This window comes from Pseudoramibacter porci (genome assembly GCF_009696145.1).
GTDB lineage: Bacteria > Bacillota > Clostridia > Eubacteriales > Eubacteriaceae > Pseudoramibacter > Pseudoramibacter porci.
Genome location: NZ_VUMO01000013.1, coordinates 34,914 through 59,394, shown reverse-complemented (window position 1 = coordinate 59,394; position 24,481 = coordinate 34,914). Strand labels below are relative to the sequence as shown.

The following is a 24,481-nucleotide window of genomic DNA, read 5'->3' as shown; positions in this document are numbered from 1 at the left end:
GCTTACTGAATGCATGGCCTGTTTCTATTATTGCTATTTTACCACGGTTGTATGGCAACAGGTGAAAAATGATTGCGATAATAAACAAAGCCTAGAGCGTTTGCCCTAGACTTTGTCTACAGTCTGATGCACGCTTCTCATTTAGAAGCGTGCATTTTTACGCTCAAAACCCGGCGCTTTATTCTTGTGTATCGATAAGCTTTGATTTATAATAATTGTAACCGACTAACATTGACAAAACATTTCAAATCAATCTATTAGTGAAGGAGTTCAAAATGGATTATAAAACCAATTTGCAGAAATGGCTCGATTTTGGCCAGTACGATCAGAATATTAAGAAGGAACTGAGCGCGATCACAGATGAAAAAGAACTCGAAGATCGCTTTTACACGGAGCTGTCCTTTGGGACAGCCGGTATGCGCGGTAAGATCGGCATGGGGACCAACCGCATCAATATTTACGTCGTCGCGCGGGCGACTCAGGGCTTGGCGCAGTATCTCTTGAAAGAAGACCCGGCCAACGCTGAAAAGGGCGTCGCCATCGCTTACGATTCCAGACATTTTTCGAAGGAATTTGCGCAGGTGTCTGCCCAGGTGCTCGCAGCCAACGGCATCAACGCTTATTTGTACGACAGCCTGCGTCCGGTGCCGGTGCTGTCCTTCACCGTGCGCCATTTGAAAACTGCGGCCGGCATCGTCATTACAGCGTCTCACAATACAAAGATTTACAATGGCTACAAGGTCTACGGCCCGGACGGCGGCCAGATCACCGAAGCGGTCGCGGCCGGCGTCGTCGAACAGATTCATACCGTTACGGATTATTTCTCAGTGAAGCTGGCGGCGGACAACGATCCGCACATCATTACCGTCCCGAAAGAAGTGGACGACGCCTATATCGAAGCGGTCAAGGGCGTGGCTAAGGCCAATCCGGGCAGCGACTTAAAAATTATTTACACCCCGCTCCACGGTTCGGGCAACATTCCGGTGCGCCGTGTACTGAAAGAATTGGGCTACGAAAATGTGACCGTGGTCAAAGAACAAGAACAGCCGGACGGTGATTTCCCGACGGTGGCAAAGCCTAATCCGGAAGAAAAAGCGGTTTTTGACCTCGCAATTGAAATGGCAGAAAAGGAAGGCGCGGACATCATTTTCGGGACGGACCCAGATGCAGACCGCCTCGGCGTCTGCTGCCACAAGCCCGACGGCAGTTACGCGGTCCTCACCGGCAACCAGACCGGCGGCCTTCTCGTCGACTACATGCTCAAATCCAGAGACTGGCCGGACAATAAGGCCATTGTCAAGACGATCGTCACCAGCGAATTCGGCGCGGTCATTGCCAAATCCTACGGCGCGGCGGTTTACAACGTGCTCACCGGCTTTAAATACATCGGCGAAAAGATGACACAGTGGAAGGCGTCCGGCGAACATACTTTTGTCATGGGCTACGAAGAAAGCTACGGCGCCCTGGCCGGCGACTATGCGAGAGATAAAGATGCGGTCGTCGCGTCGGCCCTCGTCGTCGAAATGGCCCAGTATTACAAAGAACGGGGCATGACGTTGTACGACGCACTCCAGGCGCTGTACAAGAAATTCGGCTACTTCCTCGAAACGATTCAGTCCATTGAGCTCGACGGCATCGAAGGCAAGGCCCAGATCGCGAAGATCATGGACGCTTTCCGTGCGGATCACTTCGATCATTTCGCTGACGCGGAACTCGTCGAATTTGACGACTATCAATCACAGGTCTGCACCAACGTGAAAACCGGCGAAACGTCAGGCATCGACCTGCCGGTTTCCAACGTTCTCAAATTCATCTTCAACGAAGATTCGTGGTACGCGATCCGCCCGTCCGGGACGGAACCGAAAATCAAGATTTACTATTCCGTCAAGGGCAAGAGCCCGGAAGATGCGGAAGCGAAGCTGGCGGAAATTAAAGAAGCCGTCAACGCGTGCCTGCCTCAATAACGCCATTTGCGCAGAAAACCCCGGAAAACCATTTGGGGTTTTCTTTTTTTGGTATTCAAACGCGGGGAAAAAGGGTATAATGAAACAAAATCTTTATATGAAAATGACAAGGAGATTACAATGCCAGATAAAATCAAATTAGGGCTCGTATTTGGCGGTCAGTCGGGCGAACATGAAGTGGCACGGGTTTCCGCGTATAACGTATTAAAAGTTATTGACTTAGACAAATATGATGTGGTGACGATCGGGATCACAAAAGACGGTCGCTGGATGATTTATACTGGAGATTGGGATAAACTGCCGGACGGCTCCTGGGAACAGGACACCGATCATCTCCGGACGGATTTTTCGGTATTTACCGATCCGCTCATTCAGAGCATCGATTTGTTCTGGCCGATGATGCACGGCCCGATGGGTGAAGACGGCACGATTCAGGGCGTCTTTGAAATGATGAACAAGCCTTACGTCGGTTGTGGGGTGCTGGCCTCCGCCGTCGGGATGGACAAGGTGGTCTCGAAGATTTTGTTTGAACGCGCTGGCATTCCAGTTGTGCCTTACATTTATTTTTACGATAGAGACTGGCGAAAGAATCAAGACGGGTTGGTCAAAGACAGCGAAGCGCAGCTCGGTTATCCGGTATTCATCAAGCCGGTGAACATGGGCTCTTCGGTGGGGATCACCAAGGCCCACGACCGGGTGGAATTTCTGGCCGGGGTCGACAATGCGCTGCAGTACGATTCCAAAATTTTAATTGAAAAGGCTGTGAACGCGAGAGAAGTTGAATGTGCGGTACTCGAGGAAGACGGTGAGATTCAAACGACATTGCCGGGAGAAGTCGTCGCCAGCAAGGAATTCTACGATTACGAAGCGAAGTACGCCGACGATCAGGATTCGAAAATTGTCATCCCAGCTGAAATTGACAGCGCCACTATTGCAAAGATCCGTGCCTACGCCCACGACGCCTTTGCCGCCATTGACGGGGCAGGGCCGACCCGTGCGGACTTCTTTGTCGATCGGGATACCGGCGAGCTTTATATCAACGAAGTCAACACCATGCCCGGCTTCACGGATATCAGCATGTATCCGATGATGTGGGGCAATATGGGTGTGGGCTACAGCGAATTGGTCGAACGGCTGATTCAGACTGCAAAACGCAAGAAAGTGACGGATTACACATTAAAGTAAAAGCGAGATTAAACAGAAAAGGAGGCCGTGATGAACGTGCGTGAAAAAAAGCCGGCGCGGCCGGTTTGGCTGACAGTGGTCAGCCAATCTGCGGTTGAAGGCGAGACAGAACGGACCGAATTCATGACCGAGGGCGATCTGGTCTGGGAAGGGGAAACCCCCTGCCTGAACTATCAGGAGACAGAAGTCTCCGGCATGTCCGGTACGACGACCACCGTCCGCATCGAATCGGACAAGGTGTCGGTGATCCGTCTCGGGACGATCAACAGTATGATGGAGTTTGAAACGGGCAGCAGCTGTATGGCTGTTTACAAGACGCCCCTCGGGGAAGTGCCGATGTCGATCGATACGCGGCAGATTGAAATCGAATGGGACGACATTTTAGGTCCCCTTCACGTGCATCTGGACTACATCATTTCCTCCAATGGGCAGGAAGTGACCGCCAACACGATGGACATCGAGGTCAAGGAACGAAAATAAGTTAAAGGTAAAGAGGAGTATTGATGACCTATATCAGAGAGAAAATAGAAAATAAGTTGAAACAGGCGGCAGCAGACGCGGTCAAATCCGCGGTGTCGGCCGGTGCCTTTCAGATCGAGCACCAGCCGGACGTGCAGCTGGAAGTGCCCCGCGAAGCGAAATTTGGCGACTACTCGACGAATGTGGCGATGCAGCTGCCGAAGGAAGCCCACATGGCGCCGCGTAAAATTGCCGAAGCCCTTACCGAACAGCTGAAGGCCGACGCCAATCTCAAGGGCATTGTGTCGAAGGTCGACATCGCCGGCCCTGGGTTTATCAACTTTACGCTGGATCCAGCCTGGCATTATGACGTCATCGGCGAAGTGGAATCCATGGGGAAGGATTACGGCCGCACCGAAGGCCACAAGGGACTGACCTACAATCTGGAATTCGTTTCCGCCAACCCGACGGGCCCGATGCACATCGGCAACGCCAGAGGCGGTGCGATCGGCGACGTGCTCGCTGAAATCGCGGCCTGGACGGGCTACGACGTGACCCGCGAATTCTACGTCAACGACGCCGGCAATCAGATCGCGAAATTCGGGGACTCCCTCGACGCGCGATTTAAGCAGGCCATGGGTCTGGACGTGCCTTTCCCAGAAGACGGCTACCAGGGCAAAGACATTATGGAACGGGTCCAGGAATACATCGCGGATCAGGGCGGAAAGGATCAGGTTGTGGGTCTGCTCGACGAAGACGACGACACCCGCAAGCGCAAGCTGATCGATTTCGCGCTGAACGTCAACCTCAAACAGATGCACACCGATATGGCCAAGTACGGCGTACACTACGACGTCTGGTTCTCGGAACAGAGCATGTACGACGACGGCGAAATCGAACGGGCATTGAAACTGTTAAAGGACAAGGGCGCGACCTACGAAAAGGACGGCGCGACCTGGTTCAAGACGACAGATTACGGCTGCGAAAAGGACGACGTGCTGATCCGTCAGAACGGTCTGCCGACCTATTTCATGGGCGATATCGCCTACCATCTGAACAAACTCCAGACCCGGAAGTTCGACCGCGCGGTTAACGTTTGGGGCGCCGACCATCACGGGCACATCGCTAGACTAAAGGCGGCGATCCGGGCGGCCGGAGAAGACGATTCCCGGCTCCACGTCGTGACGATGCAGCTCGTTCGCCTCATCAAGGACGGCGAACCGATTCGGATGTCCAAGCGCCAGGGCAAGGCCATCGGCCTGTCGGAGCTTTTGACAATGGTCGGGACCGACGCGGCCCGCGTGTTCTTCAACCTGCGTTCACCGGATTCCCACTTTGACTTCGACCTCGACCTGGCCATTCAGGAATCCAACGAAAACCCGGTGTTCTACATGCAGTACGCCCACGCGCGCATCTGCAGCATTTTAAGACAGCTCGGCGGCGAAGTGGATTTGGACGCGCCGGCAGATTTGAGCCTGCTGACCCATCCGAAGGAAATGGAACTGCTCGAAGTCATGTCCGATCTGCCGAATACGATTGTCCAGGCGGAACGCAAGAACGATCCGTCTCGGATGGTGCATTACGGACAGGAATTGGCCTCGGCCTTCCACGCGTTTTACAACGACTGCCGTGTCCGTGTGGACGACGCGAAGCTGATGCATGCCAGACTGAAGCTGATCCTCGCGACCAGACAGGTGCTCGAAAATGTGCTCGGCATTCTCGGCGTCAGCGCACCGGAATCGATGTAAGATTAAAAAAATAAGCGCAAAAACAAAAACTGCTGCGGAGCGTTAACCCCACAGCAGTTTTTTTGATGGTCGATTTAATTGATCGCGTCGACACCGTGTTCGTTGGTGCGGATGCGAATCACATCCTTTAAATCGTAAACAAAGATTTTTCCGTCGCCTGGCTGTCCGGTAACCGCTGTTTTGCGGATAATGCGGACGACCTCGTCGGCAAAAGCATCGCTGGACACGACGATTTCAAATTTGATTTTGGGCAGCATGTTGATATCTACCTTTGAACCGCGGACCACGCGGGTGTAGCCCTTTTGGGTGCCGCAGCCCATGACCTGGGACACGGTGATGCCGTGAATATCCACGGATTTCAGCGCGTCCAGCAGATCCTGATAAACTTCTTCCCGCACAATGGCTTCAATTTTTGTCATTTGATTTACCTCTCTTTTCCATTAATCCATACCGGTAAACGCTGGGTAGGCCTTTTCGCCGTGCTGCGTTTCGTCGAGACCTCGGCGTTCATCTTCTTTATTGACTCGAAGGGGCATGAACAGCGATAGGATTTTCGCGATGACGAGGGTGCCGACGACGGCGATGACGATGGTCAGGGCGATGCCGGCTAGCTGCATCAGCAGCAGATGAGATCCGCCCCCAAGGAAAAGGCCGTTCCACTTTACAGCAGGGTTGATGGCTTTGCTGGCGAAAAGACCGGTGGCGATTCCGCCCCAAATCCCGCCGACGCCGTGGCAGCCAAAGGCGTCGAGGGCGTCGTCGTAGCCGAGCTTCGGCTTGACGTAAGAGATCATAAAATAGGAAATGGGTGCGGCAGCTCCGCCAATAATAAATGACGCCCATACCGGGACGTAGCCGGCACCGGGTGTGATGGCCACCAGACCAAGGACAGCGCCGGTCGATGCGCCGACGACGGTTGGCTTGCCCGAGACGATCACGTCGATGAGCATCCAGACCATCATGCAAGTCGCGGCCGCCGTGTTGGTAGTGACAAAGGCGTGGGCGGCTAGGCCGTTTGCGGCGAGGGCCGATCCGGAATTAAAGCCGTACCATCCGAACCAAAGCAGTGCCGCACCAAGGACGACGAAGGGAATGTTGTGGGTGCGGTAGGAGACGCGGTTGTAGCCCTGACGGCGTCCGATCATCAGCGCCAAAATCAGGCCGGAAAAGCCGGAAGAAATGTGAACCACGTCGCCCCCTGCGAAGTCGAGGGCGTGCAGTTTCGAGCCGATCAGTCCGCCGGCGCCCCAGACCATGTGAGCCAGTGGGAAATACACGAGGATCAGCCAAAACAAGATAAAGAAGAAAATCGCCTTGAAGTTCATGCGTCCGGCGACAGCCCCGGTGATCAGCGCCGGCGTAATCATCGCGAACATCATCTGAAAGACGACGTAGGCCATTTTCGGAATCGACGGCGCGTAATTGCTGGTGCCCTTGAACATGCCGCGCATAAAGGCCTGGTGCAGTGTGCCGATGAGACCGCCGTGGTCGCCGCAGAAACTCACCGAGTAGCCGAAGGCGATCCACAGAACCGACGCCAGCCCCATGATGAAAAATGACATCATCATCGTATTCAGGACGTTTTTGCGCCGCCCGAGGCCGCCGTAAAAAAAGGCCAGCCCCGGGGTCATGATCATCACCAGACAGGCACAGATCAAAACAAAAGCCGTGTTACCTGCATTCATAAATAAACCTCCATAATTTAAAATAAGCCAACAAAAAAAGGCGCCAGAAGCCATAAGCTTCCGGCGCCTTTGCCGATTGACTAGATAAAAATGCAACACCCTTATTATAAGAAGAGGTGTGCGTAAAGTCAAAGAAAAAATCAGAACAGGGGAGTATATTTTTCGGAATTTATTAAAAATAAATAATTATGTTGGCATAACCACGGAAATATTTTAATAAATTGATTATCATACAACCATCAGATGAAATGAATCGGAACAACCGCAATGTAATGAAAGAAAGGAATAGAAACATGCAGGATCAGAAGATGTTTTGTTATCAGTGTCAGGAAACGGCGCGCTGCCAGGGCTGTACCGTCCGCGGGGTTTGCGGAAAAACGCCGGAAGTTGCCAATATGCAGGATTTGTTGATTTATTCAACCAAGGGGCTCTCAGTATTGACGACCGCTGTGAGAAATCAGGGCGGCGACGTACCGAAAACCGTCAATCATTTTGTGACGATCAACTTGTTCATGACCATTACCAACGCCAACTTTGATTTAGAAGCGCTTGAAAACCGCGTTGAACAGACCGAAACGCTCAAGGCACAGTGGCTTCAGAAGGTTGACAATCAGGAAGGACTGCCGGCTGCAGCAACTGAAAGCATTTCAAGAGATCAATTCGCAGAAAAAGCAAAGACAGTCGGCGTGCTGGCGACTGAAAATGAAGACATCCGTTCACTCAGAGAACTGATCACCTACGGGTTAAAAGGGCTCTCTGCTTATACCAAACACGCAAACGCACTGCTGAAAGACGACGAAGACGTTGACGCGTTCATCCAGCGGGCGCTGGCTGCAACCTTAGACGACAGCCTGAGTGTCGATGATTTGGTTGCCTTGACCCTCGAAACCGGGAAATACGGCGTTCAGGGCATGGCCGATCTCGACGCAGCCAACACTGGCGCCTACGGCAATCCGGAAATCACAGAAGTCGATTTAGGGGTCAGAAACAATCCGGGTATCTTGATCTCCGGCCACGATTTGAAAGACCTCGAGATGCTGCTCGAACAGACAAAGGGCACCGGTGTCGACGTGTACACGCACTCAGAAATGCTGCCGGCACATTACTATCCGTTCTTCAAGAAATACGACAACTTCGCAGGCAATTACGGCAATGCCTGGTGGCAGCAGACAACAGAATTCGAATCCTTCAACGGACCGATTCTGATGACGACCAACTGCATTGTGCCGCCAAAGGACAGCTACAAAGGCCGCTTGTTCACCACCGGCGCGACAGGATATCCGGGATGCGCACATATAGACGCAGACGAAAATGGCCACAAGGATTTCTCGGCGATCATCGAATTGGCGAAAGCCTGCCTGGCACCGACTGAAATTGAAACGGGTAAAATTGTCGGCGGCTTTGCACACGAACAAGTCTTTGCACTGGCTGATCAAGTTGTTGACGCAGTAAAGAGCGGCGCGATCCGTAAATTTATTGTCATGGCTGGCTGCGACGGCCGCATGAAGTCCCGCTCCTACTACAAAGAATTTGCTGAAAAACTGCCGAACGATACCGTCATTTTGACTGCAGGCTGCGCAAAATACAAGTACAACAAGCTGAATCTCGGCGACATCGGCGGCATTCCACGGGTGCTCGATGCCGGACAGTGCAACGACTCCTATTCACTGGCGCTCATCGCTTTGAAACTCAAGGAAATTTTCGGACTTGACGATGTCAACGATCTGCCGATTGTCTACAACATCGCGTGGTACGAACAAAAAGCGGTCATCGTCTTGCTGGCGCTGCTCTCTCTCGGTGTGAAGAACATCCATCTCGGACCGACTCTGCCGGCTTTCCTCTCACCGAATGTTACCAACGTGCTGGTTGACCAGTTCGGCATCGGCGGCATCACCAATGTCGATGATGATCTGGCCTCAATGGTTGGCTAAAGACAAAAAAATCCGATTGTGGTACAATCGGGCTATGGAAAATCAACAGCAACATAAAAAAATAATTGTCATTTATACAAGTATGCGCCGAGGCAATAGCGAACGCCTCGGCGATGCTTTTTCAAAGGGTGCAGAAGCGGCCGGCCACGATGTCGAGAAGATTTATCTTCGAGATCAGACCATCCAGTACTGCACAGGATGCGAAGCGTGTGAACACACGGGGCGCTGTGTTATAAACGACGATGCAGAAAAGATTGTGCGCAAAATGGTTTGGGCGGATGTGGTGGCGCTGGCGCTGCCGGTTTATTTCGGTAATATTCCGGGTCAGCTCAAAACCCTTTTTGATCGGATGAACGCGGTGTTCAGACAGCCCTATCGGTTTCGAAAGGTCGTCGTTTTGGCGACAGCCGATCAAAATCGGCCGGAGATGTTCGACGGCGTTTGGCAAAGCGTCGAGAGCTGGCTGCTCGCGTTTCCGAAGGCCGCATTGGCCGAAAAAATCGGCGTTGGCGGCGTCAACCGGCGTGGCGAAATCGAGGGGCATGCGGCTCTTCGACAAGCGGAGGATTTGGGGCGCCGCCTTTAAAATCAGATCCAGCCGTGCGCCTTGCAAACCTTGAAGATGCCGTCGTCCGTATTTTTGGGTGCGACTTCATCGGCCACAGCCTTGAGATCCGGGTGGCCGTTGCCCATGGCAATTTTGTAAAACGGATCGGCAAACATATCGAGATCATTGGTATCGTCGCCAAAGACGACGGTATTCGCGGGGTCCCCGTCGATTGCTTCGAGCATCCGGAGGATCCCGTTTTTCTTTTCATCGGGCTGAATGATCAAATACCCAGCCTCAAACCGCAGCGCGCCGTATTCGTCGGAATGATTCAGAAGCGGCAGATTGGCTTCTTCCTCCGTCGGGATGGCGACGTACATTTTGTAGATCGGCGGATGGGGCACGTAATCTTTGTCGATGATGTAGCGGGTCGGCTCGAGCCGCTCGCCGCCCTGGCGGATGAAGTCGAAATTGGCGGCGTAGACGTCAATGGAGTTGTCCTGAGCGACGAGCATACCGTAGCCCTTTTCGAGGGCCTGATCGTATAAAGCCTTGGCCGCGTCGAAATCCAGGGGAATATTTTTAATGAGCTCGCGGTCGACAATGAGGCCGCGGCCGCCGTTGCAGATCATGTTGTCGACGCCGACCTGGTCCATGACCGGAGCGCCCTTGTAGGCCGCGCGGCCGGTATTGATGGCACAGAAATGGCCGTTTTTCTGAAGCAGACGGATGGCTTCTTTGGCTGAGGGGACGACTTGATTGGTGGCGCGGTCCGTCAGCGTGCCGTCAATATCGAAGAAAAAGTATTTGCGTTGTGTTTTCATGGTGATTTCCTGTTTTATTTTCTTTTATTTTCAGAATGATGCGAAAGGCTTCGTACTTTGCGGATGAGGACGATTTTCTCTCCAGAGTAGGATAAAGTCAGCCGGTTGTGGTGAGGGGACAGTTTGTAGCGTCCAGTCACAGATTTGAGATGAAAGCGCTTGAGCGCGCGGCTCGTTACCGTGAGGTGTCCCTTTGGTTTAAAAGCAAGGCGGCCTTTGTAGGTTTCGCGTTTTTTCTTGCCCTTCTTTTTGACGGTAAAGCTTAAGCTTCCGCGGCGGTCCGGCTGAATATGAATTTCGGGTTTGGCCTTGTAGAGGGCGGCGGGCAGGCGCTGGTTAATGGTTCGCGTTTTCGGCGCGACGACCCACGTTCCAGCTGCCTGGGCAGCCGGCGAAGCGGCGAAGGCACTGCCCGGGAGCATAAAAATGAGAGCTGCACACAGCCCAGCGAGTAATTGACGTTTCATAAAAGCCTTCTTTCTAATATACGCTGTTTTACGAGAGCTCGGCATTAAATAACGCGCATGAGCCATTCGGTGACGAACACCGCCACGCAGGCGGCCACCGCGACGGGTAAAAGCCCCTTCCGGTGCCAGGCCATGATAACCGCAACGGCCAGCCCGACGCAGGCCGAGATTATCGAATGGGTCGCGGTGAACACGGCTGGAATGGTCATGGCGCCGAGGACGGCGTAAGGGATATAGTAAAGAAAGGATTTGACGAAGGGCGATTTAATTTCGTTGCGAAACAGCACCAGAGGCAGTACCCGGATCAAATAAGTCACACCGGCCATGACGGCCGTGTAGATGAGTAAGTGTTCAGCAGTCACAGCGGTCTCCTTTCTTTTCCTCTGCGCACTTTATTTCGTCGTTAAGCTCAATTTCCGTGTCGGCCGCTTCCTCAGTCAGGGGGAACAGCCAAGCGCCGAGAGCCGACGCGCCGACGCCGCAGATGATGATGACGAAGCCGCTGGAAAGCCGGTTTAAAATCGGTGTGAAGTGGAAAAGGCAGCTGACGGCGACGGCGGCGAGCACAACCACAGCTACCGATCGATGATCCCTGGCAGGCGGCACAATGATCGCGATGAACATGCCGTAGATGGCGAGCCCCAGGGCCGAGCGCACAACGTCGGGCAAAATGGCCGAGGCCAGTGCCCCGATGACGGTGCCGCCGGTCCAGCCGACGATCGGCATGATCATCAGCCCGATCATGTAGATAAAGCGCAGTTTTTTGCCGCCGGCGGCGCGGGCTGAGGACACGGCAAAAACTTCGTCGGTGTCGGCAAAAGCGATGATCATCCGTTTGACCCAGTTAAACTCCGGATGGAGCCGCTGGGACCACGACAGAGACATCAAGGCGTAGCGCAGGTTGATGACCAGCTGCACCAGCGCCATTTCAATCATCGAGCCCGACGCGGCGATGACGTCGAGCCCGGCGAATTGTCCAGCCGACGTCAGGTTCGTGAAGGAGATCAAGATAGCCGCCCAGGCCGGCATGCCCTTTTCCACGGCCATCATGCCGAAGGTAAAGGACACCGAGATGTAGCCGAGACCGATGGGCAGCCCATCGAAAAAGCCCGTTCGGAAGGCGCTGCGTTTTTCTTCCGGGGTCACGCGTCCCCATCCTTTCTTTTGAAAAGGGCTTCGGCGTTGGCCTGCGTGGTCTCCAAAATTTTTTCGAGGGGCAGGTTCTTGATCTCAGCCATCTTCGCTGCGATGTCGCTGACAAAAGCGGGTTCGTTGCGCTTGCCGCGGTGAGGCACCGGCGCCATGTACGGGGAATCCGTCTCGATGAGCAGGCGGTCTAGGGGGGCGTAAGCGACGACTTCCGGCGATTTCTTATTGTTTTTAAAGGTGATCGGTCCGTCGAAGCCGAGATAAAAGCCGAGGTCTAAAAGGATTTTCGCCGTCTCCACAGATCCGGAGTAGCAATGGAAAACGCCGCCGGCGTCCCGGCTGAAGGATTTCGATTTAACCAGGTCGACAGCATCGCCGTGAGCGTCCCGGTCGTGAATGATGACCGGCAGATTCAATTCGCCGGCCATTTCCAATTGGCGGGCAAAGACATCTTTTTGATGCGCTTTCGGCGGGTTGTCATCCCAATGGTAGTCGAGGCCGATTTCGCCGATGGCTAAAACCTTCGGATCGGCGGCAAGCTCAGCAATGCGCGCAAAATCTTCAGGCTCTGCGTCTGCACAGTCCTCGGGGTGGAGGCCGACAGCCGCGTAGACACAGTCGTATTGATGGGCCAGGGAAAGGGCCCGTTCGCTTGTGGCGACTGTCGTGCTAGGGTCGAGGATCCAAGCGACGCCCTGGGATTGTGCCCGCGCGATGACAGCGTCGAGGTCGTCCTGGAAGGCGGCGTCATCCAGATGACAATGGGTATCAATTAGCATGGTTGCCCTCTCTTTCTCAGATGGCCCGGTCAAATTTTAAGGGTCAGCGAAATCGGACAGTGGTCGGAGCCCATCACATCGGTGTGAATGGCCGCGTCCTCGAGCAGATCTTTGGCGTTGTCAGAGGCGAAGAAATAATCGATGCGCCACCCGGCATTGTTGGCCCGGGCGTTGAAGCGGTAGCTCCACCACGAATATTCGATCTGATCCGGGTAGAAATAGCGGTAGGTGTCGATGTAACCGTCATTTAAAAACTGTGTCACCCATTCCCGTTCGATGGGCAGAAAGCCGGAACGCTTCGCGTTGGATTTGGGGTTCTTCAAGTCGATTTCGGTGTGGGCGGTGTTGACATCGCCGCAGACGATGACGCGCTTGCCTTCCGCGACGAGGGCGTTCACATCTTTTTGAAAGCAGTCGTAGAAATCCATTTTAAATTGCAGACGGTCGTCGCCCTGGCCGCCGTTGGGAAAATATATATTGTAGAGGGTAAAATCCGGGTATTCCATGACGATGGTGCGGCCTTCGTGGTTGAAGCGGTCGTCGGAAAGCCCGGTGTGAATGTTCAGCGGTTCTTCTTTATAATAGACGGCCGTTCCGCTGTAACCTTTGCGCTCTGCCGGATTGAAGAAGGCGTGGTAGCCGTCGATTTGTTTGAGTGTGTCGGGCAGTTGATCTTCAGTGGCCTTGAGCTCCTGAATGCCGAGCACATCGGGCTGTTCGGACTGAATCCAGTCAACCAACCCCTTTTTTTCAGCGGCGCGGATGCCGTTGACGTTCCATGAATAGAGTTTCATCCTAGTTTCTCCCTTGATTTTTCGTTACCAAAATTATAAAAGAAGGGCTGTCAAAAGTAAAGTTAAGGAAGCGTGAGAACGGCGCGCTCGATGTGGATTTTTCTCTGCGCCTTTGCTATACTATAAAGAAAATACGCGAAAAATGGAGCATCGGATGAAATACATCGTAACCCTGGACGGGGGATTAAGCAAAACCCGGGCCGTCTTGTTCGATCTGAGAGGGCAGGAGATCGACAAGGTCGTCGTCGATAACGAGATCATCTCAGTCGGCGATTATCGGGAAATCGATATGAATGTTTTTTGGGAAAACGCGGCCGCAGCGGTGGCCATGCTGGTGGAGCACAGCGGAACCTACGGCTCAGACATCGTCGGCATCGGGCTCACCGGCGCCAGCGAAGGGCTGTGGCCGGTAGGTGAAGGCGGCGAGCCTGTCGGCAATGCCGTACTAAATACAGACGGCCGCGCCGGAGAAGACGCGGAATACGTCACAAAGAAGAACCCGGGAATGGGTCGGCTGATTCACCGCAACCTTGGGCTTTACCCGAACAGCGGCAGTCCACTGATGATTCTCAGATGGACCAAACGACACCGCCTCGAAATTTACCGTCAGATTCAGGCGATTTTGATGGAAAAAGATTGGCTGCGCTACAAAATGACGGGGCGCATCGTCACCGATTTTTCCGATGGCAACGCGGGGCTGCTCCACTTTCCCAATGGGCGCATCCCCAATCAGATGCTCACCGTGCTCGAGCTGCACGACGCGATCTCGAAGCTCCCAGGCGTGTTGGACGGCTGCACGACGGCGGGCGAGCTCACAGAGCAGGCGGCGCGCCAGATGCATTTGCTGCCGGGAACGCCTGTGGCGGTCGGCGGCGGTGAAATCGCCTCTGGCATGTTTGGCATCGGCGCGGTGCAGGAAGGGGACTTTGGCATTCTTTTAGGCGACGCGCCGGCGGTGGGCCGCATTTTAAACCGCAGACAATGCGACCCGAGCCGAAGCAGCCGCAATTATCTCTCCCATTTGACCGACGATCTGGCCATTGAGCTGGTGTCAACCCTTGATATCCAGTGCAATGTCGCTTGGGCGCTCGATGAGCTCACCGGCGGGTTCGATTTGGATCTGGCGGACCAGTTAGTCGCGAAGAGCGAACCTGGCGCCGGCGGTGTTATTTTTCTGCCCTATCTGCTGAGCCAGGCAGAGCGCATCAAGAGTGTAGAAAGCCAGGCGTGCGGCTGTTTCTTCGGCATGACCGGCGAAACGACCAAAGCGCAGATGATCCGCGCCGTCTACGAATCCATTGGCTACGCGGTGTGGGATGCAGTCGGCGACCGGGACCAGATCGATCACATCTTTTTCGGCGGCGAGGCCGAACAAGACAGTCTGCTGCCGCGGATCATTGCCAATGTGCTCGACGCGACGGTATCTGTCGCCGGCGGCAGTGAATTTCCGTCCAGAGGGGCAGCCATGGCCTGCTGCCTGGCGACTGGCGTTTACACGACGCCCGAGGATGCCGCTCAGCAATGTGCCAGACTCAGACAGGTTTTTCAGCCCCACACGAAATCAGTTTACGTCGACGGGTTTAGGCGCTACCGAGAATTGCGGAGCGCGCTGGCACCGGTCTGGAAAAATAAATAAGCCTTGAAATTGTGTCGAATATCCTTTAAAATATAAGTATTGTTTGACAGGAAAAGCAATCCATTGTCACTGCAAAAAAAAAACGCCTTTTGCAGTGATTTTTTTATTTAATGAATACGGAGGCAGCATGAAGACAAAGTATATTTTCGTCACCGGCGGTGTGGTTTCGTCCCTTGGCAAGGGGATTACAGCGGCATCTCTCGGGCGGCTCTTAAAAGCCCGGGGCTTTAAGGTTTCCATTCAGAAATTTGATCCGTACATCAATTACGATCCAGGAACAATGAGCCCGTATCAGCACGGGGAAGTTTTTGTCACGGATGATGGTGCGGAAACCGACTTGGACCTCGGCCATTACGAACGGTTCATCGACGAAAGCCTGGGTAAATACAGCAACGTCACCACCGGCAAAGTGTATTGGAATGTCATCACGAAGGAACGCCACGGCGATTATCTCGGCGGAACGGTTCAGGTCATTCCTCACATTACCAATGAAATCAAGGAAAGCGTGTCCAAAGTCGCCAACAGTCCCCTTGATCCGGATATTGTCATTACAGAAATCGGCGGGACGGTCGGGGATATCGAATCTCAGCCATTTCTCGAAGCGATTCGTCAGTGCCGCGGAGATCTCGGCGCGGAAAATACGCTTTATATTCACGTTACCCTGTTACCCTATTTGAGAATGTCCGGCGAACTCAAGACGAAGCCGACGCAGCACTCGGTCAAAGAGTTGCGTTCCATCGGGATTCAGCCGGATATCATCGTTCTGAGAAGTGAACACGAGGTCGAAGACAGCTTGAAAGAAAAGATCAGTCTTTTCTGCAACGTTGACAAGAACGCCGTCGTCAGCAATCTCGACGCCGGCGAGCTCTACGAAGTGCCGCTGATGCTCGAAAAAGAGGGTTTGGCGAATCTGGTGGTGAAAAAACTCCACCTGCCGGAACGCACGCCGAAACTCGACGAATGGAAAAAACTGGTTGTCCGCGCAAAGAATCTCGAAAATCGGGTCAACGTCGCGATCGTTGGCAAATACGTCGAACTCCACGATGCCTATCTGTCTGTCGCTGAGGCGCTGCGCCATGCAGGCATTGCCAACAACGCAGAGGTGCACATCAAATGGGTGCATTCTGAAGATTTGAATTCGGAAAATGTCGAACGCATTCTCGGCAATGAACAGGCAATCATCGTACCCGGCGGTTTCGGCAACCGCGGCATCGAAGGCAAAATTGCTGCCATCCAGTACGCGAGAGAAAACAATATCCCATTCCTCGGGCTCTGCCTCGGCTTACAGCTTGCGGTCATCGAATACGCGAGAAATGTCGCAGGCCTGAAGGATGCGAACTCCATCGAATTGGATCCGGATACGCCGCATCCGGTCATCAGTCTGATGGAAGAACAAAAGAAGATTCAAAATATGGGCGGGACCATGCGTCTCGGCGCTTATCCATGTCATTTGGAAGCGGGTACCCTCGCATACAAAGTGTACGGCAGCCAGGACATTGAAGAACGCCACCGTCACCGTTATGAGGTCAACGATGAATTTATTCCGCAGCTGGAAAAGGCTGGCATGGTATTCTCAGGCAAATCGCCGGACGGCGTGCTGGTTGAAATGGTTGAACTGCCGAATCACCCGTATTTCATTGCGACACAAGCTCATCCGGAATTCAAATCCAGACCGAACCGTCCCCATCCGCTGTTTGATCATCTGATTCAGGCTGCGATGAACCAGAAGGACAAAGCGTAAGCGAAATTTACCGGCCGCTGTCAATGCACAGTGGCCGATTTTTTTACCGGAAAATACTTGACACAAGATGTAGATAACCTGTGGAAAAGTGGATAACTTTATTGAAACGGCTTCCATTTTTCGTGTAAAACATAAAAAATGTGGACAAATCGTGTGGAAAACGTGGAAACTGTGGATAAGTTTTGAAGAATGGCTGAAATTCAGCACCTTTACCCTTTCTTAAGATGTGCACAATTTTAGGGCGGGTTCAGTTAAAGTTTGTGGATAATTGTGCAAAAAAGTGGAAAATCCTCTAAATTGAAAAGATTCGCTGAAGGGGGCCACCATATCTGGATGTGTTCTTCAAGATTAACAATTAAGAATTAGAAAAGAGACAGAAATTATGAAAGAATTTGGATTTGTGCGCACGGCAATTGCCGTTCCGCAGATCAAAGTGGCCGATGTGTCGGCTAACGTTCAGGCCATCTCGGACCTGATCGATGCGGCGGAAGCACGTCAGGCAGCTGTAGTCGTATTCCCGGAGCTTTCGGTCACGGCTTATACTTGCGGGGATCTCTTCGCGCAGTCAGCACTTTTAAACCGGGCAGAATCTGGGGTTGAAACCTTTGCGGCGCATTTGAAAAATAAAAATGTACTGGCAGTCGTTGGGGCGCCAATTCCCGTCGACGCGGGACTGTACAATTGTGCGGTGGTGCTTCAGGGCGGGCGAATCCTCGGGGCAGTGCCGAAGACCCACTTGCCCAACAGCCATGAATTTTACGAACGGCGTTGGTTTACGCCGGCCGCTTCACTGAAGGGCACGCGGGAAATCCGATATGCTGGACAGGATTTCCCAATTGGGACGGATTTGCTGTTTTGCGATTGCGACAACCGCGACATCAAAATCGGCGTTGAGATCTGTGAAGATTTGTGGGCGCCGATGCCGCCGTCGGGCCGGCTCGCTGCCGGGGGCGCGACGGTTATCGTCAATCCGTCCTCGAGCAATGAGCTTATCGCTAAAAGCGAGTATCGGGAAGAATTGGTGCGGCAGCAATCGGCGCGGTGCAACGCCGCTTATCTATACGCGTCCTGCGGCATCGGTGAATCGACGACGGACCTTGTGTTCGGCGGAGACGGGTACATTTACGAAAAAGGCGCCTGTCTCGCGAAGACTGAGCGTTTCATTGACGGAGCACAAATAGTGTACGCTGATCTCGATATTGAGGGCTTGATTCACGACCGCCGCACCCAGACGAGTTTTGCTGACGAAAGCAGCGTTGGGGAGCCGTTGCGGCAAATTCCCTGCCGGATGGGGGATTTCGCCGCCCTCGAGCGCGAAATCGATTCGGCCCCCTTTGTTCCGTCGGATTTAGCCGCGAGACGCCGCCGCTGCGAAGAAATTTTTGCGATTCAATCGGTCGGCCTCATGAGCCGACTGCGCCATATCGGCAACGTGCCGATGGTGCTCGGGATTTCGGGCGGGCTCGACTCCACCCTTGCGCTGCTCGTCTGCGCGGAAGCCTGCGACCGGCTCAATCTGTCCCGAGATCACATTCACGCAGTGACGATGCCCGGATTCGGCACAACTGACCGAACTTACCACAACGCGGTGGATTTGATTCACGGTATTGGCGCATCCTTCCATGAAATCGGCATCGGCGACGCGGTGACCGATCATTTGAACGCCCTCGGGCATCCGCTAGACTTGCACGACGTAACCTATGAAAATGCCCAAGCCAGAGAGCGGACACAGATTCTCATGGACTTGGCCAATCAAGTCGGGGGCATCGTCGTCGGGACCGGCGATTTGTCAGAATTGGCCCTCGGATGGGCGACTTACAATGGCGATCACATGTCGATGTACGCGGTCAACGCCGGGGTGCCGAAAACCCTGGTGCGCTACCTCGTCGATTACGTTGCGGACCGCAAAGGCTCTGAAGCCATCCGCGATATTCTCAAGGACGTTCTTGACACGCCGGTTTCGCCGGAGCTTCTGCCGCCGGATCAATCCGGGAAGATCGCCCAGAAGACCGAGGACCTCGTGGGGCCCTACGCGCTTCACGACTTTTTCTTGTATCACGTCATGCGCAACGGCTACGGTCCGCAAAAAGTGTATCTGCTCGCGAAGCGCGCCTTTGACGGCGCTTACGCCGATGGGGTGATTTACAAATGGCTCAGAAGCTTCTACTGGCGGTTTTTCGCGCAGCAATTCAAACGCTCCTGTCTGCCGGACGGGCCGAAGGTCGGCTCAGTCGCGCTGTCGCCGCGGGGCGACTGGCGGATGCCGTCTGACGCGAAGGTCCGCCTTTGGATGGACGAGGTAGAAAAAATCGAACACGAATAGCATAAAAATGTATCGGGAGGGGAAAATGGAAATTACAAAAACCATGGCGATTTATTTCAGTCCGACGACGACAACACGCCAGATGACCTTTGCGGTGGCGAAGGGTGTGGCCAGTGTCTTTGGCACGCAGATTCACTTTAAAAACTGGGCACGGCCAAGGATGCGCGAACAGGATGCCGTTTTCGGCAGTCAGACCCTGACCGTGGTCGGGATGCCGACTTACGCCGGACGCCTGCCGAATTTGATCGCGCCGTCTTTGAAGGCACATTTAAAAGGAAACAAGACGCCGGCGATTGCGGTCGTCACGTACGGCAACCGGGATTACGAAAACAGTTTAGCCGAATTGGTAGATCTGCTCTCGAATAACGGCTTCATCGTCGTCGCGGCGTTGGCGGTACCGTGTGCGCACGCGTTCGCCAATATCGGCAGCGGCCGGCCAAACGAGAAAGATCTTGTAGATGCGATTCGTTTCGGCCAGCAGGTCGGCGTGAATCTCGGCCAGGTGGAATACGAGCGCCAGCTGAAGCGCGTCGCCGTGCCGGGCGATCCGGAAGCGCCGTATTACAAGCCGCTGAAATCTGACGGGACGCCGGCGAATTTTCTCAAGGCCAAGCCTGAGGTGGATGGGGATAAATGCACAGGCTGCAGCGTCTGCGTCCGGCTTTGCCCGATGGCGTCCATTGTGGTCAATCCGGTCAGCGGAAAAGCCGAAATCCACGGCATCTGCATCAAATGCCAGGCGTGTCTGCGCGGCTGCGAACCGGGTGCGCTCGCTTTTACCGATCCGGAATTTCTCGCGCACAAGGCGATGCTTGAGGCGCATTACAAGGCCGAAAAAGATGCGGCGTATTTTCCATTTATCATCGACGAAGCGTAACGCATGACGTATTTAACTGAAGCTTTACGCATATAGGGTGGATATGCGGGCATTGAATGATAAAATGACGCTATGATGAAAAAGAAAATAGAAGAAAGAGGAAAACATGATCCAATTTGACAAAATCGAAGGCATACTGTGCGATATGGACGGTGTGATTTACCACGGCAATCAAATTTTGCCGGGCGTACCGGAATTTATCCAATGGCTGAAGGCGCGGGAGCTGCCTTTTCTATTTCTGACTAACAATCCAGTCTACACGCCCCGGGAACTGTCGCAGCGGTTGAAGCGTATGGGGCTGGACGTAAGCGAGGACCATTTTTACACCTCGGCGCTGGCCACTGCGAAATTTCTCGACAGCCAGAAGCCCGGATGTTCAGCTTACGTCATTGGCGAAGGCGGATTGATGAATGCGCTGTACGATGTCGGCATCACCAACAATGCGGTCGATCCGGACTACGTCGTTGTCGGAGAAGGACCGTCTTATTCGATGGAAAGCCTGACCATCGCGACGAACCTTGTGATGAAAGGCGCGCGCCTCATCGGCGCGGATTTTGACGTCTCAGGCCCGACTGAAAACGGCATCGTGCCGGCGTGCCGGGCATTGGTCGCACCCATTGAGCTGGCCACCGGCAAAAAAGCGTATTTCTGCGGCAAACCGAATCCGCTGATGATGCGCACCGGCCTACGCATCCTGGGCTGTCATTCGGAAAACGCGCTGATCATCGGCGACCGGATGGATACAGACATCATTGCCGGCATGGAAAGCGGCACACAGACAGCGCTGGTGCTTTCTGGCGTGTCCACCCGGGAATCCATTAAAACCTACGCCTACCGTCCAACAGAAATATTTGGAGGCGTCGGAGATATTGTAGAGGCAGCTGCGAAGCAGGAAAATCAAGACGCATAAAATTTATTTAGGGCAGATTTTTTGGTCTGCCTTATTTTTTTATTTTAAAATGGGAATAAAACAATAGAAAACGCGTACACCTAAGGGTATAAGACAAAAAATCATAGGTGGCAATCAAAATAATTGCAATAGAAGTTACAATTTCATAAACTATAGGCATAAAAAAAGTAAATTTAAAACTTCAAAAAGTACGGAAAACTTAATAATGTAAATTTAAATGAAGTTATTGACGGCTTTGTTTTGAATAAATATAATATACCTTATAATGAACAGTTCAGAAATATGACCTATAATCATATTTGTCGTCACACGCCCGTCTTGCAAAATATACTTAAAAAATAATTGGTATTATCAACATGAATTGGTTCAAGACGAGACGACAAGCTGAACGTCAAAATTTTTATAAGGGAGGTTTCTTAATGTCAACTCGTTTGTCAAAGAAACAAATGTGGATCGTCGCAGCTTCCTTCGCTGTGGCGATTTGTTTTGGTGTCGCGCCGGCTGCCAATGCTATGCACATCATGGAAGGCTATTTGCCGCTTGGCTTGTGTGTGCTTTGGGGTGTCATCGCGCTGCCGTTCGTGATTTGGGGATTTTTCTCCATTCGGAAGATTGTCCAGAATAACCGCCGGACCATGCCGCTTCTGGCAATGGCAGGCGCCTTTATTTTCGTCATTTCTTCATTGAAGATTCCATCAGTAACAGGTTCCTGCTCTCACATGACAGGGACAGGCCTCGGGGCACTGCTCTTTGGGCCAGCTGCTGTTGCTGTTCTTGGCATCATTGTTCTTTTGTTCCAGGCGATTCTGCTGGCTCACGGTGGTTTAACCACAATTGGGGCAAACTGCTTCTCAATGGCCATTGCTGGCCCCTTTGTCTCCTATGGCCTGTACAAACTGGGCGAAAAGCTGCATTGGAATAAAAAGGTCAACATTTTCATCGCTTGTACCATTGGCGATTTGTTCACCTATTGCGTGACATCTTTCCAGATGGCATGGGCACACCACAGCAACGTTGGCTTCGCTAAAGCCATGGTCACCAATATGGCGATCTACGCTGCAACACAGGTGCCTTTGGCAATCATTGAAGGGCTGATTTCAGTCGTTATCATCATCGCGCTTGAAAACTACGCGACAGACGAAATGAAATCTCTCGGATTTATTGAAGCGTAAGGCGGAGGTGAAAAATTATGAGTAAATCGAACAAAAAAACCATTTGGATTTGCATCATTGCTTGCATTTTGATCGCCGTTATTCCGTTTGCATACGGTTCAAAACACGGCGCATCTTTCGGTGGCTCGGATGACGCGGGCGGAGAACTGGTTAAAAAGAACGATGCTTCTTATAAAGTCTGGGCGGAACCTATTATGGAAAAAGCCATTGGCGGAGAACTGCCAGGCGAAGTTGAATCGCTGCTGTTCTGTGTTCAGACGGGTATTGGCGTTGGCATTCTGTTCTTCTTCCTGGGCCGCTTCGTCGAACGTAAAAAATTGGGAAAAGAAGATCAAGAGCTGTAACGTTTAACGAAAACAAGCAAAGAGGCTGGAGGGGGCGACCTTCCGGCCTATTTTTTTGGAATGAATAAAAAGAATTGAGAGGCATTATTCATGCAATATCATTATCATGTGATTTATTTGATGTGGCTGCTGCCGCCACTGGTGCTTTTAATTGCGGGCGGGATTCGGAAAGCCTGGATTCACCGCGCAGAAGAACACCACCATCACGGCTTTGGTCATAAACACGGCGAAGGCACCCTGTCCATTGACATGTATGCCTACCATTCGAAAATCGGGAATTGGAATCCGAAACTTAAAATCGGCTACGGTATTTTACTGCTTCTGATTTGTTTAATTTCCAACGATCCCTACGTTTCCTTCGGCGTGATCCTGTACACTTTTTTTGTGACGGTTTGTCTCGGCGAATTGGACATGGATCATTATATTGGCCTGCTCGGCATTCCGCTGGCCTTTATGATTGCCGGGTCTATTTTTATTTTATTTAATTTCTCACACACGCCGTTTTCAAATGCATTGGTCAATATTCCGACCCACTGGGCCTATATGATCATTACACCGAAGACTGCGAAAGCGACAGTCAATCTCTGGTGCAAGGCATTTGGCGCCATTTCAGCGATGTACATGATGTCTTTATCCACGATGTCCAACGAAATATTTGGGGTGCTTCGAGATATGCATTGCCCCAAGCTGATCATTGAACTCATGAATATGATGTACCGCTTTATCTTTATTTTAATGGATACCCAGCACCGGATGCGCAATTCGGCAGAATCCCGCTTGGGCTACACCACGTTAAAGCGCTCGATTTATTCCTTTGGCAGTACAGCCAGCAATCTCTTCCTCGTCTCGATGAAGCGGGGCACACAGTTTTACGACGCGATGGAAGCGCGGTGCTACACAGGAGATTTAAGATTTTTCGAAGATAAAAAGCCAATTACGAAAAAACAGCTCTTTTGGGTGATTGCCCCGACAGCTTATTTCGTTTTGGTTTGGTTCATGACTTTCCAAGGAGTAAATATCAATGTCTAATACACCTATTTTGAGCATCAAAGATTTAAAATACACTTATTCCGGCGGCGATCATCAAGCCCTCAAGGGCATCAGCCTCGATGTCATGGCAGGTGAACGCATTTGCATTGTCGGCAATAACGGCGCCGGCAAATCGACGTTTTTCTTAAACGTCAACGGGGTTCTGCATCCAGATTCCGGGGAAATCTATTTTAAAGGTGAAAAAATCACCGATAAAAAAGAATCTCTTAACGAATTGCGCCGCGGCGTCGGCATTGTGTTCCAGGACGCCGACAACCAGATCATTGCTTCGACGGTCATGGGTGAAGTCTCTTTCGGGCCGATTAATTTGGGGCTTTCAGACGATGAAGTCGAAAAACGTGTCGACGAAGCTTTGGCTGAAATGAATTTGTCTGAATTCAAACACCGCGCGCCCCATTACTGCAGCGGCGGCGAAAAAAAGCGCATTACCATTGCGGACATCATCGCGATGCACTCTGAAGTGATCATTTTCGACGAACCGACAGCCGCGTTGGATCCGCTCAATGCCAAAATGCTCGAAGAAGCGCTGAGCAAATTAGCAAAACAAAACAAAACCCTTCTGATTTCCACGCACGATATGGATTTTGCCTACCGTTGGGCGCAGAAGCTGGTGGTCTTCTCAGATGGGCAGGTCATTGCGACCGGCACGCCGGTGGAAGTGTTGAGCAATCAGCAAGTCTGTGAACAAGCCAATCTGCGTAAGCCGATGCTGATGCGGGTTTACGAAGATATGGTCAAGCGCGGCATCGCGCCGGATGACGACGCTTATCCCCAGGACGTCGACGCTTTTGATGCCTGGCTTGAAACCATTAAAGTGTCCTGAAAAAGGATGCCTTGAGACTGAAAAATAGGAAAAATGAAAGTAAGAATGCGTTGTTTGACTGCTAAAAAATATC

Annotated in this window: 23 protein-coding genes; 15 read left to right on the top strand and 8 right to left on the bottom strand. The window is 52.5% G+C overall.

Translation table 11 applies throughout. The annotated features are described in order from the left end of the window. Window positions 1–275: 275 nt before the first annotated feature. From FYJ52_RS08880 to argS, 4 genes are all read left to right on the top strand, one after another. Window positions 276–1,964, top strand: a complete 1,689-nt coding sequence (locus tag FYJ52_RS08880) for a phospho-sugar mutase (RefSeq protein ID WP_154576863.1) — start codon at window positions 276–278, stop codon at window positions 1,962–1,964. Between the two features lie 120 nt (window positions 1,965–2,084). Further along, window positions 2,085–3,149 (top strand): D-alanine--D-alanine ligase family protein, encoded by a 1,065-nt coding sequence (locus tag FYJ52_RS08875; protein WP_154576862.1) that lies wholly within the window; start codon window positions 2,085–2,087, stop codon window positions 3,147–3,149. A gap of 30 nt (window positions 3,150–3,179) precedes the next feature. Continuing rightward, entirely contained in the window at window positions 3,180–3,629 is a 450-nt protein-coding gene (locus FYJ52_RS08870; protein ID WP_154576861.1) for a DUF1934 domain-containing protein, read from the top strand. Between the two features lie 23 nt (window positions 3,630–3,652). Then, the gene (argS, locus tag FYJ52_RS08865; protein ID WP_154576860.1) at window positions 3,653–5,356 is read left to right on the top strand and encodes an arginine--tRNA ligase; all 1,704 of its coding nucleotides are present in this window, start codon (window positions 3,653–3,655) and stop codon (window positions 5,354–5,356) included. Between the two features lie 74 nt (window positions 5,357–5,430). Here argS and FYJ52_RS08860 read toward each other — a convergent pair whose 3' ends face one another. Continuing rightward, window positions 5,431–5,775 (bottom strand): P-II family nitrogen regulator, encoded by a 345-nt coding sequence (locus FYJ52_RS08860; protein ID WP_154576859.1) that lies wholly within the window; start codon window positions 5,773–5,775, stop codon window positions 5,431–5,433. Between the two features lie 21 nt (window positions 5,776–5,796). After that, complete coding sequence (locus FYJ52_RS08855) at window positions 5,797–7,041, bottom strand: ammonium transporter (RefSeq protein WP_154576858.1); 1,245 nt, start codon at window positions 7,039–7,041, stop codon at window positions 5,797–5,799. Between the two features lie 293 nt (window positions 7,042–7,334). Between FYJ52_RS08855 and hcp the strand changes: the two genes are divergently transcribed. Together hcp and FYJ52_RS08845 are read left to right on the top strand one after the other, a co-directional pair. Next, complete coding sequence (gene hcp, locus FYJ52_RS08850) at window positions 7,335–8,972, top strand: hydroxylamine reductase (RefSeq protein ID WP_154576857.1); 1,638 nt, start codon at window positions 7,335–7,337, stop codon at window positions 8,970–8,972. Further along, entirely contained in the window at window positions 8,938–9,558 is a 621-nt protein-coding gene (locus tag FYJ52_RS08845; protein ID WP_205960819.1) for a flavodoxin family protein, read from the top strand. Before hcp ends, FYJ52_RS08845 begins: the two co-directional genes overlap by 35 nt. A gap of 2 nt (window positions 9,559–9,560) precedes the next feature. Here FYJ52_RS08845 and FYJ52_RS08840 read toward each other — a convergent pair whose 3' ends face one another. The 6 genes from FYJ52_RS08840 to FYJ52_RS08815 are packed head-to-tail and all read right to left on the bottom strand — an operon-like array spanning window position 9,561 to window position 13,532. Further along, window positions 9,561–10,343: an HAD hydrolase family protein gene (locus FYJ52_RS08840; RefSeq protein ID WP_154576855.1), complete on the bottom strand. Its 783-nt coding sequence runs from the start codon at window positions 10,341–10,343 to the stop codon at window positions 9,561–9,563. 14 nt (window positions 10,344–10,357) lie between these two features. Beyond that, window positions 10,358–10,810, bottom strand: a complete 453-nt coding sequence (locus tag FYJ52_RS08835; protein ID WP_154576854.1) for a hypothetical protein — start codon at window positions 10,808–10,810, stop codon at window positions 10,358–10,360. 44 nt (window positions 10,811–10,854) lie between these two features. Further along, entirely contained in the window at window positions 10,855–11,172 is a 318-nt protein-coding gene (locus FYJ52_RS08830) for an AzlD domain-containing protein (RefSeq protein ID WP_328598796.1), read from the bottom strand. Then, window positions 11,162–11,956 carry an AzlC family ABC transporter permease gene (locus tag FYJ52_RS08825; RefSeq protein WP_328598795.1) on the bottom strand — a complete coding sequence of 265 codons (795 nt, stop codon included), beginning with the start codon at window positions 11,954–11,956 and terminating at the stop codon, window positions 11,162–11,164. The genes FYJ52_RS08830 and FYJ52_RS08825 overlap by 11 nt, the downstream gene beginning before the upstream one ends. After that, the gene (locus FYJ52_RS08820) at window positions 11,953–12,738 is read right to left on the bottom strand and encodes a TatD family hydrolase (protein ID WP_154576853.1); all 786 of its coding nucleotides are present in this window, start codon (window positions 12,736–12,738) and stop codon (window positions 11,953–11,955) included. The genes FYJ52_RS08825 and FYJ52_RS08820 overlap by 4 nt, the downstream gene beginning before the upstream one ends. Before the next feature lie 29 nt (window positions 12,739–12,767). Continuing rightward, window positions 12,768–13,532 (bottom strand): exodeoxyribonuclease III, encoded by a 765-nt coding sequence (locus FYJ52_RS08815; RefSeq protein WP_154576852.1) that lies wholly within the window; start codon window positions 13,530–13,532, stop codon window positions 12,768–12,770. Window positions 13,533–13,686: 154 nt separating this feature from the next. Between FYJ52_RS08815 and FYJ52_RS08810 the strand changes: the two genes are divergently transcribed. The 9 genes from FYJ52_RS08810 (at window position 13,687) to FYJ52_RS08770 (ending at window position 24,408) form a co-directional block, all read left to right on the top strand. Next, window positions 13,687–15,168, top strand: coding sequence for an FGGY-family carbohydrate kinase (locus tag FYJ52_RS08810; RefSeq protein WP_205960818.1), 1,482 nt, complete (start codon window positions 13,687–13,689; stop codon window positions 15,166–15,168). Window positions 15,169–15,295: 127 nt separating this feature from the next. Continuing rightward, window positions 15,296–16,909: a CTP synthase gene (locus tag FYJ52_RS08805; protein ID WP_154576850.1), complete on the top strand. Its 1,614-nt coding sequence runs from the start codon at window positions 15,296–15,298 to the stop codon at window positions 16,907–16,909. A gap of 382 nt (window positions 16,910–17,291) precedes the next feature. After that, window positions 17,292–19,232, top strand: a complete 1,941-nt coding sequence (locus tag FYJ52_RS08800; protein ID WP_154576849.1) for an NAD(+) synthase — start codon at window positions 17,292–17,294, stop codon at window positions 19,230–19,232. Between the two features lie 25 nt (window positions 19,233–19,257). Continuing rightward, entirely contained in the window at window positions 19,258–20,109 is an 852-nt protein-coding gene (locus FYJ52_RS08795) for a 4Fe-4S dicluster domain-containing protein (RefSeq protein WP_154576848.1), read from the top strand. 106 nt (window positions 20,110–20,215) lie between these two features. After that, window positions 20,216–21,019, top strand: a complete 804-nt coding sequence (locus tag FYJ52_RS08790; RefSeq protein ID WP_235901583.1) for an HAD-IIA family hydrolase — start codon at window positions 20,216–20,218, stop codon at window positions 21,017–21,019. Between the two features lie 419 nt (window positions 21,020–21,438). Beyond that, the gene (locus FYJ52_RS08785; protein ID WP_408003711.1) at window positions 21,439–22,191 is read left to right on the top strand and encodes an energy-coupling factor ABC transporter permease; all 753 of its coding nucleotides are present in this window, start codon (window positions 21,439–21,441) and stop codon (window positions 22,189–22,191) included. Between the two features lie 17 nt (window positions 22,192–22,208). Then, window positions 22,209–22,535 carry an energy-coupling factor ABC transporter substrate-binding protein gene (locus tag FYJ52_RS08780; protein WP_154576847.1) on the top strand — a complete coding sequence of 109 codons (327 nt, stop codon included), beginning with the start codon at window positions 22,209–22,211 and terminating at the stop codon, window positions 22,533–22,535. Window positions 22,536–22,625: 90 nt separating this feature from the next. Further along, entirely contained in the window at window positions 22,626–23,564 is a 939-nt protein-coding gene (gene cbiQ, locus FYJ52_RS08775) for a cobalt ECF transporter T component CbiQ (RefSeq protein WP_154576846.1), read from the top strand. Beyond that, a complete protein-coding gene (locus FYJ52_RS08770) occupies window positions 23,557–24,408 on the top strand; it encodes an energy-coupling factor ABC transporter ATP-binding protein (protein WP_154576845.1) in 852 nt (283 codons plus the stop codon). The genes cbiQ and FYJ52_RS08770 overlap by 8 nt, the downstream gene beginning before the upstream one ends. The last annotated feature ends 73 nt before the right edge of the window (window positions 24,409–24,481 follow it).